The sequence below is a fragment of the Pseudomonas sp. TE12508 genome (genome assembly GCF_056279485.1).
This window is the reverse complement of the sequence record NZ_JBWCCN010000009.1, coordinates 207,557-224,679: the sequence shown is the minus strand read 5'-3', so window position 1 is coordinate 224,679 and position 17,123 is coordinate 207,557. Positions and strand designations below refer to the sequence as shown.

General features: G+C 61.1%; 16 protein-coding genes and 2 riboswitches. Of the genes, 5 read left to right on the top strand and 11 right to left on the bottom strand.

Annotated features, from left to right (window positions below):
- Positions 1-58 precede the first annotated feature (58 nt).
- The 5 genes from ACZ9IM_RS14960 to ACZ9IM_RS14940 are packed head-to-tail and all read right to left on the bottom strand — an operon-like array spanning position 59 to position 3,495.
- A complete protein-coding gene (locus ACZ9IM_RS14960; protein WP_007898265.1) occupies positions 59-448 on the bottom strand; it encodes a RidA family protein in 390 nt (129 codons plus the stop codon).
- A 24-nt stretch (positions 449-472) separates the two neighbouring features.
- Complete coding sequence (locus ACZ9IM_RS14955) at positions 473-1,264, bottom strand: amino acid ABC transporter ATP-binding protein (protein ID WP_476224330.1); 792 nt, start codon at positions 1,262-1,264, stop codon at positions 473-475.
- The gene (locus ACZ9IM_RS14950) at positions 1,261-1,923 is read right to left on the bottom strand and encodes an amino acid ABC transporter permease (protein WP_476224329.1); all 663 of its coding nucleotides are present in this window, start codon (positions 1,921-1,923) and stop codon (positions 1,261-1,263) included. The genes ACZ9IM_RS14955 and ACZ9IM_RS14950 overlap by 4 nt, the downstream gene beginning before the upstream one ends.
- 8 nt (positions 1,924-1,931) lie before the next feature.
- Positions 1,932-2,594 carry an amino acid ABC transporter permease gene (locus ACZ9IM_RS14945; RefSeq protein ID WP_429426386.1) on the bottom strand — a complete coding sequence of 221 codons (663 nt, stop codon included), beginning with the start codon at positions 2,592-2,594 and terminating at the stop codon, positions 1,932-1,934.
- Positions 2,595-2,646: 52 nt separating this feature from the next.
- Positions 2,647-3,495, bottom strand: coding sequence for a transporter substrate-binding domain-containing protein (locus ACZ9IM_RS14940; RefSeq protein WP_476224328.1), 849 nt, complete (start codon positions 3,493-3,495; stop codon positions 2,647-2,649).
- A 341-nt stretch (positions 3,496-3,836) separates the two neighbouring features.
- Between ACZ9IM_RS14940 and ACZ9IM_RS14935 the strand changes: the two genes are divergently transcribed.
- The gene (locus ACZ9IM_RS14935) at positions 3,837-4,286 is read left to right on the top strand and encodes a thioredoxin family protein (protein ID WP_476224327.1); all 450 of its coding nucleotides are present in this window, start codon (positions 3,837-3,839) and stop codon (positions 4,284-4,286) included.
- A 127-nt stretch (positions 4,287-4,413) separates the two neighbouring features.
- Here ACZ9IM_RS14935 and ACZ9IM_RS14930 read toward each other — a convergent pair whose 3' ends face one another.
- Complete coding sequence (locus ACZ9IM_RS14930; protein WP_008066914.1) at positions 4,414-4,818, bottom strand: MerR family transcriptional regulator; 405 nt, start codon at positions 4,816-4,818, stop codon at positions 4,414-4,416.
- Positions 4,819-4,895: 77 nt separating this feature from the next.
- On the opposite strand from ACZ9IM_RS14930, the gene ACZ9IM_RS14925 reads away from it, so the two are divergent.
- Positions 4,896-6,119, top strand: a complete 1,224-nt coding sequence (locus ACZ9IM_RS14925; RefSeq protein WP_476224326.1) for an NADH:flavin oxidoreductase/NADH oxidase family protein — start codon at positions 4,896-4,898, stop codon at positions 6,117-6,119.
- A 182-nt stretch (positions 6,120-6,301) separates the two neighbouring features.
- Here ACZ9IM_RS14925 and ACZ9IM_RS14920 read toward each other — a convergent pair whose 3' ends face one another.
- From ACZ9IM_RS14920 to cobW, 5 genes are all read right to left on the bottom strand, one after another.
- Complete coding sequence (locus ACZ9IM_RS14920) at positions 6,302-7,948, bottom strand: phospholipase D-like domain-containing protein (protein WP_476224325.1); 1,647 nt, start codon at positions 7,946-7,948, stop codon at positions 6,302-6,304.
- 173 nt (positions 7,949-8,121) lie between these two features.
- On the bottom strand, positions 8,122-8,667 hold the full coding sequence (locus ACZ9IM_RS14915; protein WP_476224324.1) for a vWA domain-containing protein: 546 nt from the start codon (positions 8,665-8,667) through the stop codon (positions 8,122-8,124).
- Positions 8,668-8,786: 119 nt separating this feature from the next.
- Positions 8,787-9,791 (bottom strand): magnesium chelatase ATPase subunit I, encoded by a 1,005-nt coding sequence (locus ACZ9IM_RS14910; RefSeq protein ID WP_476224323.1) that lies wholly within the window; start codon positions 9,789-9,791, stop codon positions 8,787-8,789.
- Between the two features lie 150 nt (positions 9,792-9,941).
- Complete coding sequence (gene cobN, locus ACZ9IM_RS14905) at positions 9,942-13,781, bottom strand: cobaltochelatase subunit CobN (RefSeq protein WP_476224322.1); 3,840 nt, start codon at positions 13,779-13,781, stop codon at positions 9,942-9,944.
- A 3-nt stretch (positions 13,782-13,784) separates the two neighbouring features.
- The gene (cobW, locus tag ACZ9IM_RS14900; RefSeq protein WP_007898232.1) at positions 13,785-14,846 is read right to left on the bottom strand and encodes a cobalamin biosynthesis protein CobW; all 1,062 of its coding nucleotides are present in this window, start codon (positions 14,844-14,846) and stop codon (positions 13,785-13,787) included.
- 101 nt (positions 14,847-14,947) lie between these two features.
- A riboswitch (cobalamin riboswitch) is annotated at positions 14,948-15,161 on the bottom strand.
- Between the two features lie 213 nt (positions 15,162-15,374).
- A riboswitch (cobalamin riboswitch) is annotated at positions 15,375-15,602 on the top strand.
- A 121-nt stretch (positions 15,603-15,723) separates the two neighbouring features.
- Between cobW and ACZ9IM_RS14895 the strand changes: the two genes are divergently transcribed.
- The 3 genes from ACZ9IM_RS14895 to ACZ9IM_RS14885 are packed head-to-tail and all read left to right on the top strand — an operon-like array spanning position 15,724 to position 17,059.
- Positions 15,724-15,930 (top strand): CbtB domain-containing protein, encoded by a 207-nt coding sequence (locus ACZ9IM_RS14895; RefSeq protein ID WP_008066925.1) that lies wholly within the window; start codon positions 15,724-15,726, stop codon positions 15,928-15,930.
- An 11-nt stretch (positions 15,931-15,941) separates the two neighbouring features.
- A complete protein-coding gene (locus tag ACZ9IM_RS14890; protein ID WP_476224321.1) occupies positions 15,942-16,649 on the top strand; it encodes a CbtA family protein in 708 nt (235 codons plus the stop codon).
- A complete protein-coding gene (locus ACZ9IM_RS14885) occupies positions 16,646-17,059 on the top strand; it encodes a cobalamin biosynthesis protein (RefSeq protein ID WP_476224320.1) in 414 nt (137 codons plus the stop codon). Before ACZ9IM_RS14890 ends, ACZ9IM_RS14885 begins: the two co-directional genes overlap by 4 nt.
- Positions 17,060-17,123: the final 64 nt, after the last annotated feature.

The window sequence follows — 17,123 nt, the reverse complement described above, 5'->3', positions numbered from 1 at the left end:
GGGACGCGGAGCGTCCCGGGCTGCATTCCCACGCGGAGCGTGGGAACGATCATTAGGCTCAGGCCTTTTTCTTGTACGCGATGCAATCAATCTCGACCTTGCAGTCGACCATCATGTTCGCCTGCACGCAGGCCCTCGCCGGTGCGTGTTCGCTTTTGAAGTACTCGGAGAACACCTTGTTGAAACTCCAGAAATCCCGCGGATCTTCCAGCCACACGCCGGTACGGACCACGTCTTCGAGCCCGTAACCGGCCTCCTCCAGAATCGCGATCAGGTTTTTCATGGTCTGGTGAGTCTGCTCGACAATACCGCCCACAATAATTTCGCCATCCAGCGCCGGCACCTGGCCGGACACGTGCAGCCAGCCATCGGCTTCGACGGCGCGGGCGAAAGGACGGGGCTGGCCGCCACCGGCCGTACTACCGGTGCCGTAACGAGTAATGCTCATGAGTGTTTCTCCTGATTGAAAACGTTAAAAACGGGTGTTCTTGAGAAATTCCGCCAGACGCGGCGACTGTGGGCGTTCGAACAGTTCCTTGGGCGGCCCCTGCTCTTCGATCCGCCCTTGATTCATGAACACGATCTTGTCCGACACCTCGAAGGCAAAGCGCATTTCGTGGGTCACCAGCAGCATGGTCATGCCGTCCTCGGCCAAGCCCTTGATCACGTTCAGCACTTCGCCCACCAGCTCCGGGTCTAGGGCCGAGGTGACTTCATCGAACAGCATCAGGCTCGGGTTCATCGCAATCGCCCGGGCAATCGCCACGCGCTGTTGCTGGCCGCCAGACAACTGACCGGGGTAATGATCGCGACGTTCCAGCAGGCCAACCCGCTCCAGCCATTTTTCCGCCAGCGCCACGGCTTCATCCTTGTGCAACTTTTTGACCTTGAGCAAACCGAGGGTGACGTTCTGCAGCGCGGTGAGGTGCGGGAACAGATTGAATTGCTGGAACGCCATGCCAGTCATGGCGCGATGGCGGGCGATGACTTTTTCCGGATGACGCACGCGCTTGCCGTTGACCTCGTGATAGCCGATGGATTCGCCATCGAGCAGAATCTGCCCACCCTGGAACTCTTCGAGCATGTTCACGCAGCGCAGCAGCGTGGTCTTGCCCGAGCCGCTGGAGCCGATCAGCGTGACCACGTTGCCACGCTGCATCGTCAGGTCGACGCCCTTGAGCACTTCGAGCTGGCCGTATTGTTTGTGCAGGCCGCGGATGTCCAGCAGCGCTTGATCCTGTGTCGAAACTTGAGCTTGTATCATGGCAAAGCCACCCGCTTTTCAATGTGCCGGCCGAATAATTCGATGGCGTAGTTGATGACGAAAAAGAGCAAACCGGCGAACAGGTAAAACTCCAGGGTCATGAACGTCCGGGCGATGATCTGCTGGGTGCTGAGCAGCAACTCGGCAACACCGATCACCGACAACAGCGTCGAGGCCTTGACGATCTCGGTGGACGAGTTGACCCAGGTCGGCAAGATCTGCCGCAACGCCTGGGGCAACAACACGTAGCCCAGCGCCTGGTAAAACGTCAGGCCGATGGCCTTGCTCGCTTCCATCTGGCCACTGGGCAGCGCTTGCAATGCACCGCGCACAATCTCCGCAACGTGGGAGCCGCAAAACAGCGTCAGCCCCAAGGTACCGGCGCCGAATGCGCTGATTTGCCAGCCCAATGCCGGCGCCATGTAAAAGCAGGCCAACACCAATACAAACACCGGCGTGCCGCGAATGATGTCGACGTAAAACCGGAACGGCGCGCGCATCCAGAACGTGCCGTAGGTGAGCACCAGACCTGCAACGATGCCGACCAGCGTGCCCAGTAAAATCGCCAGCGCCGAGCACTGCACACTGGTCAGAAAGCCTTGCCAAAGGACTTCCCGCGCCACCCATAACTCATGCAACCAACTGGGGGATTCGTACATGGGGGCTCCTATCGGCGAATCGCCAGACGCTGCTCGAGGTAACGCAGCATCATGGCAATGAGGTAACAGGCCGCAACATAGAGCGCTGTGGTCACCAGCCAGGTTTCAATCACCCGGTAGCTCTCGACATTGATCTTGCGCGCGTAATAGGTCAGCTCCGGCACGGCAATCGCCGCCGCCAGCGAGGTGTCCTTGAACAGCGAAATGAAGTTGTTCGACAGGGCCGGCAGCACATTGCGCAGCATCACCGGCACGGTGATGTACGCCTTGACCTGCCACTCACCGAGCCCGATCGCCAGGCCGGCTTCACGTAGCCCCTTGGGAATGCTCAACAACCCGCCGCGGAACACTTCGGTCAGGTACGCCCCGGCATACAGCGACAGGGTGATGATGAACGACGGGATCTTGTCCAGCCGAACCCCTAAGCTCGGCAACGCGAAGTAGATCAACAGGATCAACACCAGGATCGGCGTATTACGGATCACCGTCACATACACCGACGCCAGCACCCGCAATGCGCGGTGCTTTGACAGCAATGCAAACGCCATCAGCAGGCCGATCACGCAGCCGATGGCGATCGACACCAGCGCCAGCTCAAGGCCCAGACCGAGCCCCGCCAGCAAGGTGTCGAAGTCGCGCCAGACGGCGGCAAAATTCAACTGATAGTTCATGGTCAGCAGTACCTTGAACGGGGCGATTTAAAACCGCCCCGCTCTCACGGGATCATTTGAATTCAGCGGGGAAACCGATGGCTGGGGTCGGCAGGTCTACACCGAACCACTGCTTGAACGACGCCGCATACGTCGGGAACTCAACACCGGTCATGCCTTCATGCAGCACGGTGTTAACGAAGTTCAACCAGTCCTGATCGCCGCGCTTGACTGCACAGGAGTAGGTTTGCGGGCTCCACGCATAAGCCGGGCTGCGATAGCGACCAGGGTTCTGCACCATCAGGTATTTCACCGACGACTGATCGGTGGCCGCTGCGTCGGCGCGACCGGAGTTCACGGCCTGATACATCAAATCCACGCTGTCGTACTGATCGACCTTGGCCTTGGGCAACGCCTGATGCACCAGTTCTTCGGCGTACACGTTCTGCAGCACCGCCACGATAACGCCATCGCCGGCGGCCTTCAGGTCGTCAATTTCCTTGTACTTGCTGTTGGCCGGCAACAACAGGCCGACGCCTTCGCGGTAGTACGGCAGGGTGAATGCCACTTGCTGCGCACGGCTGGCGGTCACGGTGATGAACTGGCAACTCATGTCGACCTTGTCGGTCAGCAGATTCGGAATCCGCGCATCGGACGACTGCACCACAAACTCGACTTTGCTCGGGTCGTTGAACAACCCTTTGGCCACCATCCGCGCGATATCAATATCAAAACCCTGCAACTTGCCATCCGCGCCCTGGAAGTGCCACGGCGCATTGGTACTGCCCGTGCCCACGATCAATTTCCCACGGGCCAGCACGCTGTCGAGTTTGCTGTCAGCCGCTTGAGCGGCACCCATGACAGCGGCCGAAGCCGCGAACAGAAAAACACACGCTTTAAACAAAGAAGGTCGGCGATGCATGGCAAGCACTCCAGAGTTGTGTTTATTCCGCTATACCGGAACATGGTATGTAACAACGGAATAGACAGCAGAAAGTGTGCCACAGGATGTGGGCGGAATCTTGGGGAGTCTGGAAAGTGTTTTGAATCAGATGGATGCGCGTGAGCGCGAGAAGGCGTTACGAAACGCACAAATAAGAGAACGCTACCGTGGGACACAACGCTCGAGTACTTGCACCACATCTGAAGCCATAGCGATTCAAAATGAAGCAGAGCCCTACCTGTAATTTCTGACAGTAGACCCACCTGCTCGCCTCCTTTAACGTCAACAGGCCTTCGATTGTCTTTGAAAAGGAGATTTCAATGAGTTCGATGATTAACCCATCAACGCTGGCTCCGGCCTATCGCAAAGCCCTGAAAACCTGGCGCCCGGTGATCCTGTATTTCGGCGATAAAAACTGTTACGCCTGCGAAATGGCCGAGCCGGTTTTCCGCACGATTGCCGAGCAGTATAAGGATCACGCACAGGTCTACATGCTAAGTACGAGCGAGTCCCCCAGGCATCCGGATGTCACTGGCACACCCACTGTGTTGTTCTACAAGGAGGGGAAGTTGCTGAAGAAGCTCAAGGGCATCGGGACTCGGGAAACCCTGGAAGAAAATTTCAAAAAACACATCGGCAAGCTCAGGCCCAAACAGGTTGCCCGCAAACCTCACCATGACTTGCCGTGGTTGCAGAAAACCCTCAGCACTTTATGCACCGCGCCTCGGGCGCGGGAGCTGCTGAATATGCGTTTCATGAGTCATTTTTGAGTCGTCCGGGCGATCGCCTTCGCGAGCAAGCCCGCTCCCACATTTAGACCGTGTCTATCCGGACAACCCGGTCAACTGTGGGCTTGCTCGCGAAGCTTTTGCTCTTGATCCTGGGCAGCCATCAGAACTATTGCTTGAGCGACGCCAGCACCCGCTCGGCATTCGCACCGCACCCCATGCCCTCGGGCCGCGCCTGGATGCTCTCGATCACCTCCAGCAACTGCGCCTTGCTCTGGGCCAAGTGCAGTTGCATCGCTTCGATCTGTTCGACCTTGCGCCCAAGGCTCGCCACCAGTTCGTCGTGATTGACCTCACCCGTCGTGGCATCCGGTAGCAGCAACTTCAGCTCTTCGAGAGTGAAACCGGCCTGCTGGGCGCACTGGATGATTTTCAGGGTTTGCAACACTTGCGGCGGGTAACGCCGATAGCCGTTGGCCTGCCGCTCGACCTGACGGATCAGGCCCTGAGCCTCGTAAAAACGAATGCGCGAGGCGTTCAACCCGCTCTGTTGCGCCAATTCACCAATCTTCATCACGGCCTCGTTTGCACGCTTGACATTAAAGTTAACTTTAAGCTTAGCCTCTACGCTTCACTGATGAGGAGTCAAGCATGTCGCCCTTCCAAGCGTTGAATTTGCCCAACGGCCAGACCATCGGCAATCGTATCGCCAAAGCCGCGATGGAAGAGAACCTCGCCGATACCGGGCAGGCGCCTTCCAGCGAGTTGTTTCGGCTGTATCAAGCCTGGGCCGACGGCGAAGCCGGGTTGTTGCTGAGCGGCAACGTGATGATCGACCGCCGCGCCATGACCGGCCCCGGTGGCGTGGTGCTGGAAGACGAGAGACACCTCGAACACTTTCGTCAGTGGGCAACCATCGGCCGGGCCGGTGGCGCGCAGTTCTGGGTGCAACTCAATCATCCCGGCCGCCAAACCATGGCCAACCTCGGCCAGCAAGCCTGGGCACCTTCGGCGGTCGCGCTGGATCTGGGCGGGTTTTCGAAGATGTTTGCCAAACCCAAACCCATGAGCGAGAACGACATTGCAGAGGTCATTCAACGCTTCGCCACCAGCGCCGCCCTGGCGGAAAAGGCCGGTTTTACCGGGGTGCAGATCCATGCTGCGCACGGGTATCTGATCAGCCAGTTTCTCTCGCCATTGACCAATCGCCGCACCGACCGCTGGGGCGGTTCTCTGGAAAATCGTGCGCGCCTGCTGCTGGAAGTGCTCAGGGCTGTTCGCAAGTCCGTGTCGCCGCAATTTTGCGTGGCGGTGAAGCTCAACTCCGCGGACTTCCAACGTGGCGGTTTCGATGCCGACGACGCCCGGCAAGTGATCCAGTGGCTCAATGCCCAGCAGATCGATCTGCTGGAGCTCTCTGGCGGTAGCTACGAAGCCCCGGCCATGCAAGGCGAGGCGCGCGACGGTCGAACCCTGGCGCGAGAAGCGTACTTTCTGGAAATGGCCGGCGAACTGGCCAGTGTGGCGAGCATGCCGGTCATGGTAACCGGCGGAATACGGCGGTTGGCGATCGTCGAACAAGTGCTCGACAGCGGTATCGCCATGGCCGGCATCGGCACGGCAATGGCCATCGAACCGAACCTGGTCAAACGCTGGCGTGAAGGCCAGAACAGCCACCCGCAGTTGCCACCGATTCGCTGGAAACGCAAACCTCTGGCGGCGCTGGCAAACATGGCCGTGGTGAAGTTTCAGCTCCATCGATTGAGCCGCGGGCGCAAGCCTATACCGCAAGTCTCGGCGGTATGGGCATTGATCCTTGACCAGTTGTACATCGCTCGGCGTACCCGTCAGTACCGCCAGGCGATGGGCAAATAACCGAAGATCAAACCTGTGGGAGCGAGCCTGCTGTGGCGAGGGGGCTTGCCCCCGTTGGGTCGCGGAGCGGCCCCAAAACCAGAAGCTCCGGGACTGCTACGCAGTCCAACGGGGGCAAGCCCCCTCACCACAGCAAGCCCGCTCCCACAGGTTCCGTGACCAGCATTAGCCCGCCGGGCTGTTTATCGTCCGGCAAAGCGCAACCGCGACAACATGCGCAGATCGCCCTCGCGGTAATAGTCATCGGTCCAGCTGTCATCCGGCGCCAACGGCCGGACCTGTTTGAGTTGTAGTTTTTTTGCGAAGTAGCGGAACCGGTAATGCTCGTAAAAACGCAGCAGTTCCAGCCCGTAACGATCGGCTAGGTCGGTGTTGCCACGGATGATCAGGAAGTTCTCATCATTGCCGTTACTGGCCGCCTCACTCAGGTTGTGGCTGCCGCTGATGATCGTCGGTGCGTCGCTGGTGAAGTCGACAACGATGGCTTTGGTATGCACCAGCAGTCTGCCCTTCTGGCCTTTCATGTTTTCCTTGAGCCAGCCTTCCAGGCCGGTATTGAGCAGCGCGGTGGCGGCAAATTGAGCGGTGCGATCAGCGTGGAAACCGGTGATGCTGCTGACGGTGTTTTGCAGGCCGTAACGCAAGATGTCGTCGTGGGGCAGGCCGAGCAATGCGTTGAGCACTTCGTCCGGCAAGGCAAACGCCGTGACAAACAGCAGGTCTTTTTTGGCGGCGTTGATGATTTCGACGAACTCACGCAAGTCGCCCTGGCCCGAGCGCGGGGAGAAGCCGGCGAACAGCGCCTGCTCCGGCTGCATCGGATTGTTTTCCGTGAGCCATTCCCGGGTGGCGCCGACATCTGCCGGCGCGGCCCAGACCTGTTCGAAGGTTTGCAGATAACTGGCGCCGATCCGGGCGTCGTCCAGTACATGCACCACGTTGGCCTGACGATAAACGCCGTTGGCGGTGAAATTGGTGCTGCCACACAGTACCGCTTCGGGCCGATGCTGCCCCGCTGCGTCGAGCCGGCTCAGGACCATGAACTTGTTGTGAAAAATGTTGTGAGTGACCCGCCCGCGCTTGTTCGCTGCCGGAATTTTTTCCAGGCTGGCTTCGTTCAGCGCCGTGGTGTCTTCGTCCGGCTGGGCGTGGTACAAAACCCGAACCTTTACGCCGCGCTCAAACGCAGCGTTCACCGCATCGACGATCACCTGCAACTGGTATTCATAGATCGCGATGTCCAGCGCCCACCGGCCATCCTCGGCCCGTTCGATGAACCCCAGCAAACGTGCGAGCAGACCATTTTCCAGCCATTGCCGTGGAGCGTCGGGCCATTCTTCGATGGGCAGTTTCTTGTTGGCGCTGAGCTGCGCATCGAGGTCGGCGAATTTGCGCTGGAAGGCCTGACTCGCGGCCACCGCCCGGTTGAAAATAACGTTCTGGCCCGCTGGAAGACCATTGTCGGTGGTGAGCGTCACTTCCAGAAACTCACCCAGCTGCGGCGCATCGGCGGTGCCGTAGGCCAGGTGAACCCGATAATGGATCGTCACGCCCGGATTGACCGCGTAATCGGCCCAGCGAAATTTCTGCAACGGCGCGGTATCGCTGGGGGTGGCGTGAAACTGGGGGAACGTATGAGCCTTGCCGGGGAAGGTCAGGCTGTTGAACAGAAACAGCCAGGGTTTGTTGCCTTGCTGTTTTTCGATGGCGAAACCCAGCAGGCCTTTGCGACGGTGTTCGGCCAGGTCGATCGCCAGCAACACGCCGTTGGTGCCAGCGTAGGCTTTGACGCGGAAATCGTCCTGATCGTTGCGGGCTAGAACGCGCATGGGTCACTCCTGTGATTGGCTTGCTTACAGAGCATAGGGCAGCGATGCGGGGTAAACATGATTATCCAACACCCAAGTGATGCCATCGCGAGCAGGCTCGCTCCCACAGAGAAACGCATTCCAATGTGGGAGCGAGCCTGCTCGCGATGGGGTCAATACTGTCAGCACAAAACTCAACCTGAAATCAGCTCATCGATATGTCGATAATCAACCTGCAGCTGTGCTGCCAACACCTTGGCCCGGCCAAGATGAATCGGCCCGCGCTCGATGTCGATCAGCAGCCCGGGGCAATCCAGCGCCGGCAACGCCGACCATTCCTTCAGTCGTCCATCCGTCACCAACAACAGCCGTTGCTGCTCTGCCGGAAAACGTTTTTGCCGAGCCGCCAACCAGCGCCCCGCCTCGCCCAGCGCCGCCAGCATCGGCGTACCGCCGCCGGCCCCGAGCCCGTCGAGCCAGTCGCGCAAGCCAGCGGAGGCTTTCAAACCTTGCACCTGCCACTTCGGCACATGGCCGCTGGCGGTCAGCAACGCCAAGCGCGCACGCTGTCGATAGGCATCGTCGAACAGTTGCGCCAACAAGCCCTTGGCATCGCTCAACGCTTGATGACGCCGGGTCGAGGCCGAGGCATCGACGATCACCAGCCATAATTCATGAGGGCTGCGGGTGCGCAGATGAAACAGCACATCGTCGCGTTGACGCGGTCGACCATTGAGCAAGGTGCCGGGCCAATTGATCGATCCGCTCAGGGCTGCGTGACGCTTGCCCTGTTTACCGTGATCCAGCCGTCCTGCACGGGGTCTGGCATTCGCCCCCGCGTCCGATCGAGGGCGAATGCCTAGGGCTTTTTTGGCCAGCTCGGTACTTCACGTCGTGCGCCGACCGGCAGCGCCTGGGCGGGCATTTCGCCCCACTGGCCCTGACCTTCGCTCGGGTTGGGGTTCTGATTGGAGGGCTGTGCTGCGGGTGATTGGTGCGGCGCCGGTGGCGATTGTTCGCGACGACGATGGCGCAAGGCAAACTCGGCGACCGCGTCGATATCTTCTTCGCCAATGGCATTCGCTCCGCGCCAGGCCGCATGAGCCCGAGCTGCACGTAGCCAGACCAGATCGGCTCGCAGGCCATCGACGCCGGCAGCAAAGCAGCGCTCGGTGATCTGCGCCAGCGCGGCATCGTCGAGGGGAATGTTCGCCAGTGCCGAGCGCGCCTTTTGGCAGCGCTCGCGCAGTGCGTGTTGCTGGCTTTCCCACTCGGCGCAGAACCCTTGCGGGTCGCTGTCGAAATCCAGTCGACGACGGATGATCTGACCGCGCTCGGCGGGTGCGGTGTGGCCACTGAGGGCGACATTCAAACCAAAGCGGTCGAGCAATTGCGGACGCAGCTCGCCCTCTTCGGGGTTCATGGTGCCGATCAGCACAAACTTCGCCGAATGCCGATGGGAAATCCCGTCGCGCTCGATCAGGTTGGTGCCGCTGGCGGCGACGTCGAGCAGCAAGTCCACGAGGTGATCGGGCAGCAGATTGACTTCATCGACATACAACACGCCGCCGTCGGCCTTGGCCAGTACGCCGGGGGAAAACTGTGCGCGACCCTCGCTCAGGGCCGCGTCCAGATCGAGGGTGCCCACCAGCCGTTCTTCGGTGGCACCCAGGGGCAAGGTGACGAATTGACCGCTGGCCAACAGGTCCGCCAAACCCCGGGCCAGGGTGGATTTGGCCATGCCGCGCGGGCCTTCGATCAGTACGCCACCGATTTTTGGATCGATGGCGGTCAGGTACAGCGCGAGCTTCAAGTCATCGGCGCCGACCACGGCGGAGAGCGGGAAATGGGGGGTGTCGGTCATGTGGCATTACTCATTGTGGTCGGTGGTGTGATCGTTCCCACGCTCTGCGTGGGAATGCCTCAACGGACGCTCCGCGTTCGGCTCTGGAAGGGACGCGGAGCGTCCCGGGCTGCATTCCTTTGCTGCGCGTGGGAACGATCCGTCTCTTGGTTACCCGTCTTCTTCTATGTCCAGCAACAAATTCTCCAGCGCCTCGCGGTACTCACCCGGTTCTTTCCACATCCCCCGCTGCTGCGCTTCCAGCATGCGTTCGGTCATGTCGCGCAAGGCATGGGGATTGTGTTCGCGGACAAACTCCCGGGTCGCTGGATCGAGCAAATAGGCATCCGCCAGCAACGCATATTGGTGGTCGTCGATCAACTGCGTGGTGGCGTCGAACGCAAACAGGTTATCGACCGTCGCCGCCAGTTCGAACGCGCCTTTATAGCCATGACGCTTGACCCCGTCGATCCATTTCGGATTGGCCGCTCGGGAACGGATCACCCGGTTCAGCTCTTCCTTCAACGTGCGAATCTTCGGCAAGTCCGGCTGACTGTGGTCGCCATGATAGCTCGCCGCCACTTCACCGCTAAGGCTTTCGACAGCCGCCAGCATGCCTCCCTGGAACTGGTAATAGTCGTTGGAATCGAGCAAGTCGTGTTCGCGGTTGTCCTGGTTTTGCAGCACCGCCTGCACCTGGCTCAGACGTTGGGCGAACTGTTCGCGGGCGGCGGTGCCTTCGTCAGAGCCGCCGTAAGCGTAGCCTCCCCAGTTCAGGTAAACCTCGGCCAGGTCGTCGCGGCTTTGCCACAGACGACCGTCGATGGCGCCCTGCACGCCTGCTCCGTAAGCACCCGGTTTGGCCCCGAAGATGCGCCAGCCGGCTTGCCGCCGCGCAGCGTCTTCATCCAGACCGGACTCCAGCAGCGCTTGCCGCTCAGCGCGGACCTTGGCCGCCAACGGGTTGAGATCATCCGGTTCATCCAGCGCGGCGACCGCTTGCACGGCGGCGTCAAACAGCCGGATCAGGTTGGCAAAGGCATCGCGGAAAAATCCGGAGACGCGCAAGGTCACGTCCACCCGTGGGCGGTCCAGCAAACTCAACGGCAGAATTTCGAAGTCGTCGACCCGTTGACTGCCAGTCGCCCAGACCGGACGCACGCCCATCAGCGCCATGGCCTGGGCGATGTCATCGCCGCCGGTGCGCATGGTCGCGGTGCCCCAGACCGACAGACCGAGCTGCCGCAAGTGATCGCCGTGGTCCTGCAAGTGCCGCTCAAGAATCAGGTTCGCGGACTGGAAGCCGATGCGCCACGCGGTGGTGGTCGGCAGGTTGCGCACATCCACCGAATAGAAATTGCGCCCGGTGGGCAGCACGTCCAGACGGCCGCGACTCGGCGCGCCGCTAGGCCCGGCCGGGACGAATCGACCACTGAGGGCGTCCAGCAGGCCGCGCATTTCCGCTGGGCCGCAGGCGTCCAGACGTGGGGCAACGACTTCGCGCAGGCTGTCGATGATGGCGTTCACTTCAGACCAACCTGCCTCCTGTGGGAGCGGGCCTTTGTGGCGAGGGAGCTTGCTCCCGCCGCGGCCGGGCATGGCTTGAGGATGGTTCAGTAGCTCGACCTCGGGACTCAAAGTCTGTTCAATCAGCTGCGCGGCGAACAGCTCCAGACGTTCACGGGTATCCCCCGCCGTACGCCAAAGTTCATCGCTGACCGACAGCAATGCCTCCGGTCGAGGTCCGCTCCAGGTCTCGGCCAAAACGCAATCCAGCGGATCGAAACCCAACACAAACGCCTTGGCCAGCGCCCGCAGCAAGCTCGATTGCGCCCCTCGTCCATCGCCGCGAGGAATACGCAGCAAGGCCAATAAGGTGTCGATGCGCAACCGCCCCGCTGGCGACTCGCCAAACACGTGCAGGCCATCGCGGATCTGTGACTCCTTCAAGTCGCACAGGTACGTATCCAGACGCGGCAACCAGATCGCCGCATCGGCATCGCTGTCGAGCTTCTCGTCCAGTTGCAGTTCACGGTCGATGTGCGTGTCGCGCACCAGTTGCAGAATATCGCGCTGCAGTTCCCGGGCGCGGCGTGGATCGAGCAATTGCGCTTCGTAATATTCGTCGGCCAACAATTCGAGATTGCGCAGCGGACCGTAGGTTTCGGCGCGGGTCAGCGGTGGCATCAGGTGATCGATGATCACAGCCTGCGTACGGCGTTTGGCCTGGGCGCCCTCGCCCGGGTCGTTGACGATGAACGGATAGATGTTCGGCAGCGGCCCGAGCAACGCATCCGGCCAGCAGTTTTCCGACAGCCCGACGCCTTTGCCCGGCAGCCATTCGAGGTTGCCGTGCTTGCCCACATGGATCACGCCGTGAGCGCCGTAGGTGTTGCGCAACCAGAAGTAGAACGCCAGATAACCGTGAGGCGGCACCAGGTCGGGGTCGTGATAGACCGCGCTCGGGTCAACCTGATAACCCCGGGCCGGTTGAATGCCAACAAAGGTCAGGCCGAAGCGCAGACCGGCAATCATCATTCGTCCGCCACGGAACATTGGATCGCTTTCGGGCGAGCCCCAACGTTCCAGCACGGCTTGGCGATTGGCCTCGGGCAAGGCGTTGAACATCAGGTAGTAGTCGTCCAGCGCGAGGCTTTGATGACAGGGACGCTGGTCGAGGGTGTCGAGGTCATTGCTGACGCCGCCGAGCAATTGCTGGATCAGCGCGGTGCCGCTGTCCGGCAACTCGGCCGGCAGCGGATAACCTTCGGCGTGCAGGGCACGGAGGATGTTCAATGCCGCAGCCGGAGTATCGAGGCCGACGCCGTTGCCGATGCGCCCATCGCGAGTCGGGTAGTTAGCGAGGATCAGGGCGATGCGTTTTTCGCCGTTGGGCACTCGCGCCAGATCGATCCAGCGCCGCGCCAGTTCGGCGACAAAATCCATGCGCTCAGGTTGCGGCCGGTAGCAGACCACGTCGGACTGACTGCGCTCACTGCGCCAGGCCAGATCCTTGAAGCTGATCGGCCGACTGATGATCCGCCCGTCCAGCTCCGGCAGTGCGATGTGCATCGCCAGGTCGCGGGGGCCGAGGCCTTGTTCGCTGGCGCGCCAACCGGGTTCATTGTCCTGGGCGCAGATCGCCTGGATCACCGGAATATTGCGGCGAAACGGTCGAAGATGTGGCGCTTCGGGGCTGGATTGGGCGAAACCGGTGGTGTTGAGAATCACCCCCGCCTCGACTTCATCCAGCAAGTCCTCGACCACCGTCAGGCAGCCGGGCTCTTTCAAACTGGCCAGCGCAATCGGCAATGGGTTCAACCCCGCCGCCTGCAAACGCTGGCAGAAAATATCGATGAAACCAGTGTTCGCCGCCTGCAAATGCGAGCGGTAAAACAGCACCGCCGCCACCGGCTGATCAGCTTGCCAGTCGGCTTGCCAATCGCTCAACTCAGCGGGGCTTTTGTGCGGGTGGTAAATCGCCGTGCGTGGCAGGGTTTGCGGCTCGGACCATGAGTAGTCGCGATCCAGCCAGCGATTGGCGAGGCAGCGAAACAGGTCGAGTGCGTTGGCCATGCCGCCCTGACGCAGGAAGTGCCAGAGCCGATCGCGGTCTTGCGCGGCTACGGTGCTCAGGTCACTGAGTTCCGGGTCCGGGCGATCATCCCCCGGCACCAGAATCAACTGCACGCCGCGCTCGGACAACTCCACCAGACGCTCAATGCCATAACGCCAATAGGCGATGCCGCCGTGCAGCGAGATCAGAATCACCTTGGCGTGGCGCAGCACTTCGTCGACGTAGAGATCGACCGAGGCGTGATTCTGCACCTGCATCGGGTTGGCCAGGCGTACGCTCGGGTAATCGTCGGGCAACTGCTGCGCCGCTTCGGCAAGCAACGCCAGGCTGGAATCGCCGCTGCACAGGATCACCAGCTCGGCGGGAGTTTGTCCAAGGTCGGCGATGTTGTCATCCGACACGAAACCGCCGGGCTGGGTCCTGAGCAGGTGCATGGTTTAAACGCTGAGCGCAGCGCGCAATTGCGCTTCGAGCGCAGCGGCGTCCAGATCCTGACCGATCAACACCAGACGCGTGGTGCGTGCTTCTTCAGCGCCCCACTGACGGTCGAAGTGCTTGTCGAAACGCGTGCCCACGCCCTGGATCAGCAGGCGCATCGGCTTGTTCGGCACCGCTGCAAAACCTTTGACCCGAAGGATGCCGTGCTGGACCACCAATTGAGTCAGTGCATCCATCAGCAGGCTTTCGTCGGCTTGTGGCAGCTCGATCGAGATGGAATCGAATGCGTCGTGGTCGTGGTCGTCTTCGCCTTCATGGTGATGATCGTGATGGCTGTGGCGGCTGTCGATGTGTTCTTCAGAACCGGCACCGAGGCCGATCAGCACGTCCAGTGGCAGACGACCGCTGCTGGCTTCGATGACTTTCACCGCTGGCGGCAGTTCTTCGGCGACTTCCAGGCGCACGCGGGCCAGGTCTTCAGCGCTGATCAGGTCGGCCTTGTTGAGGATCACCAGGTCGGCGCTGGCCAGTTGGTCGGCGAACAGCTCGTGCAGCGGCGATTCGTGGTCCAGGTTCGGGTCGAGTTTGCGCTGGGCATCGACCTGATCCGGGAACGCCGCGAAGGTGCCAGCAGCGACGGCCGGGCTGTCGACCACGGTGATCACCGCGTCAACCGTGCAGGCGCTACGGATTTCTGGCCATTGGAAGGCTTGAACCAAAGGTTTTGGCAGGGCCAGGCCCGAAGTTTCGATCAGGATATGGTCAAGGTCGCCGCGCCGCGCGACCAGTTCGCGCATCACCGGGAAGAATTCTTCCTGAACCGTGCAGCACAGGCAGCCGTTGGCCAGTTCGTAAACGCGGCCGTTGGCTTCTTCTTCGGTGCAACCGATCGAGCACTGCTTGAGGATTTCGCCGTCGATGCCCAGCTCGCCGAACTCATTGACGATCACTGCGATGCGACGGCCCTGGGCGTTGTCGAGCATGTGGCGCAGCAAAGTGGTTTTGCCCGAGCCGAGGAAGCCGGTAACGATGGTGACGGGGAGTTTGGCCAGTGTTTTCATCGGATGCCCTTTGGCAAGGTGGCGGGCATACGGGACGACAATCGCAGCGGCGGATGCACGCGCGCAAGAGTTCCGCCACCGGATCACCCCGCCCGGTTGTAGTGAGAATCTGTGTCGAGGCAGGTCTCCTGGCTGACGGTGTGCCAATCGTTCGACTGGCGTTTGCTGCGCCTTCCCGCGAACCTGATGGATCAGGGCTTGCAGTGGCGTGGCAGCGAACATCACCGTTCACAGTTGCGGGGGCAGCCGCGGCATCGACCGCGTTCCCTTCTTAGCTTCGGCAGACGCCGAAGAACCTCGAAAGCGCAAGGCTACGCATCGTGTGGGGGCGGGTCAATGTCCTATAGGAGAATGCGATCACTTGATGATCGTTGCCACGCTCTGCGTGGGAATGCCTCAACGGACGCTCCGCGTTCGGCTGTGAAAGGGACGCGGAGCGTCCCGGGCTGCATTCCCACGCAGAGCGTGGGAACGATCAACTCAAACGAGAACCCTTGCCAATTGACGCCCAACCCCCGCCCATGCTCTCCTACACGCCTTGTTACGGGTGCCCTTCACAGGGTGAAACGGGAAACCGGTGAATCATGTGCTTTACTCTAAAGCCATGTCAGTCCGGTGCTGCCCCCGCAACGGTAAGCGAGTGAAGCGTCAGATCCACTGTGCCCGTCATATGGCATGGGAAGGTGATGCTTGCAGGTTTGGGCGCAAGCCCTGCCCCTCGCGAGCCCGGAGACCGGCCCGCAACACAAAGTGACTCTTACGTTCACTGAATAACAAACCCGCGGTGGGCGGGCGCTGTTCGAAATCTCTGCGTGCCCCGGCGTACGGAGGTTTTCATGCGCTCTATTCACCCGCTGACAGACCAGAGGGAAGCGCCATGTCGATCATCAGCAGTACCGGCAGCAACACCGATAAAAAGAGCACGATCAGCACCACCACTACCCTGAGCCAACGCCTGACCGCCGCTTTTTGTGCGTCGATTCTTGGCGCCAGCCTTGTGTATTTCGCCGGTTTCTCGCACATCGAAGCGGTGCACAACGCCGCGCACGATACCCGTCACAGCGCCGCATTCCCGTGCCATTGAGACCTGCTGACATGATCAAGCGTATTGCGCAAACCGCAGGTTTCACCGGGCTGCTGGCCGCCCTGCTGCTGACCCTGCTGCAAAGCTTCTGGGTGGCTCCGCTGATTCTGCAGGCCGAGACCTACGAAAAATCCGAGCCGGCCGCGGTTGAAATCCACGAGCACGCCGCGGGAGCTGTCACCGCTCACACCCACGATGCCGAAGCCTGGGAGCCTGAAGACGGCTGGCAGCGCGTGCTGTCGACCACCGGCGGCAATCTGGTGGTAGCGGTGGGTTTCGCCCTGATGCTCGCGGGCCTCTACACCTTACGCGCTCCACGCCGTACCTCTCAGGGCCTGCTTTGGGGCCTGGCGGGTTACGCGACGTTCGTGCTGGCGCCAACCCTCGGCCTGCCACCTGAGCTGCCGGGCACTGCCGCGGCGGATCTGGCGCAACGGCAGATCTGGTGGATTGGCACTGCCGCGTCCACCGCTGTCGGCATCGCGCTGATCGTGTTCAGCCGCCACTGGCTGATGAAGATCCTCGGCGTGGCGATTCTGGCCGCTCCGCACGTCATCGGCGCGCCACAACCGGAAGTGCACTCCATGCTCGCTCCCGAAGCCCTGGAAGCGCAGTTCAAAATCGCTTCGCAGCTGACCAACATGGCGTTCTGGCTGGCCCTCGGCCTGATCAGCGCCTGGTTGTTCCGCCGCAAAAGCGATGGCCAATACTCCGCATGACAGACGTCAGCGCAGCGCCGACCCTGGTGGTCGGCCTGGGCTGCCAGCGCGGCTGCCCCGTCAGCACGCTGCGGGCGCTGCTTGATCAAGCGTTACAGGCCCATCAAATCGAGCTCCGTGAGATCAAGGCCTTGGCCAGTATCGACCTGAAGCGCGAAGAACCCGCCCTGATCGAACTGGCCGAACAACTGGCATTGCCGTTGATGTATTTCAGCAGCGAACAATTGGCCGGTTATGAACCGCAACTCAGCCACCACTCGGACATCGCGTTCGAACGCACCGGCTGTTACGGCGTAGCGGAAAGTGCCGCGCTGGCACTGGCCGAACAGTTGGCTCAGGGACCGGCAAAGTTGCTGATTCCACGACAAAAATACGCCCAGGCCACCCTTGCATTGGCCAGCGCCGCGTAAAATCCCCGATAATCCCCGCCTTCGATCATGAGCAATCTTCATCTGAAGCGTGCCCATACCCTTT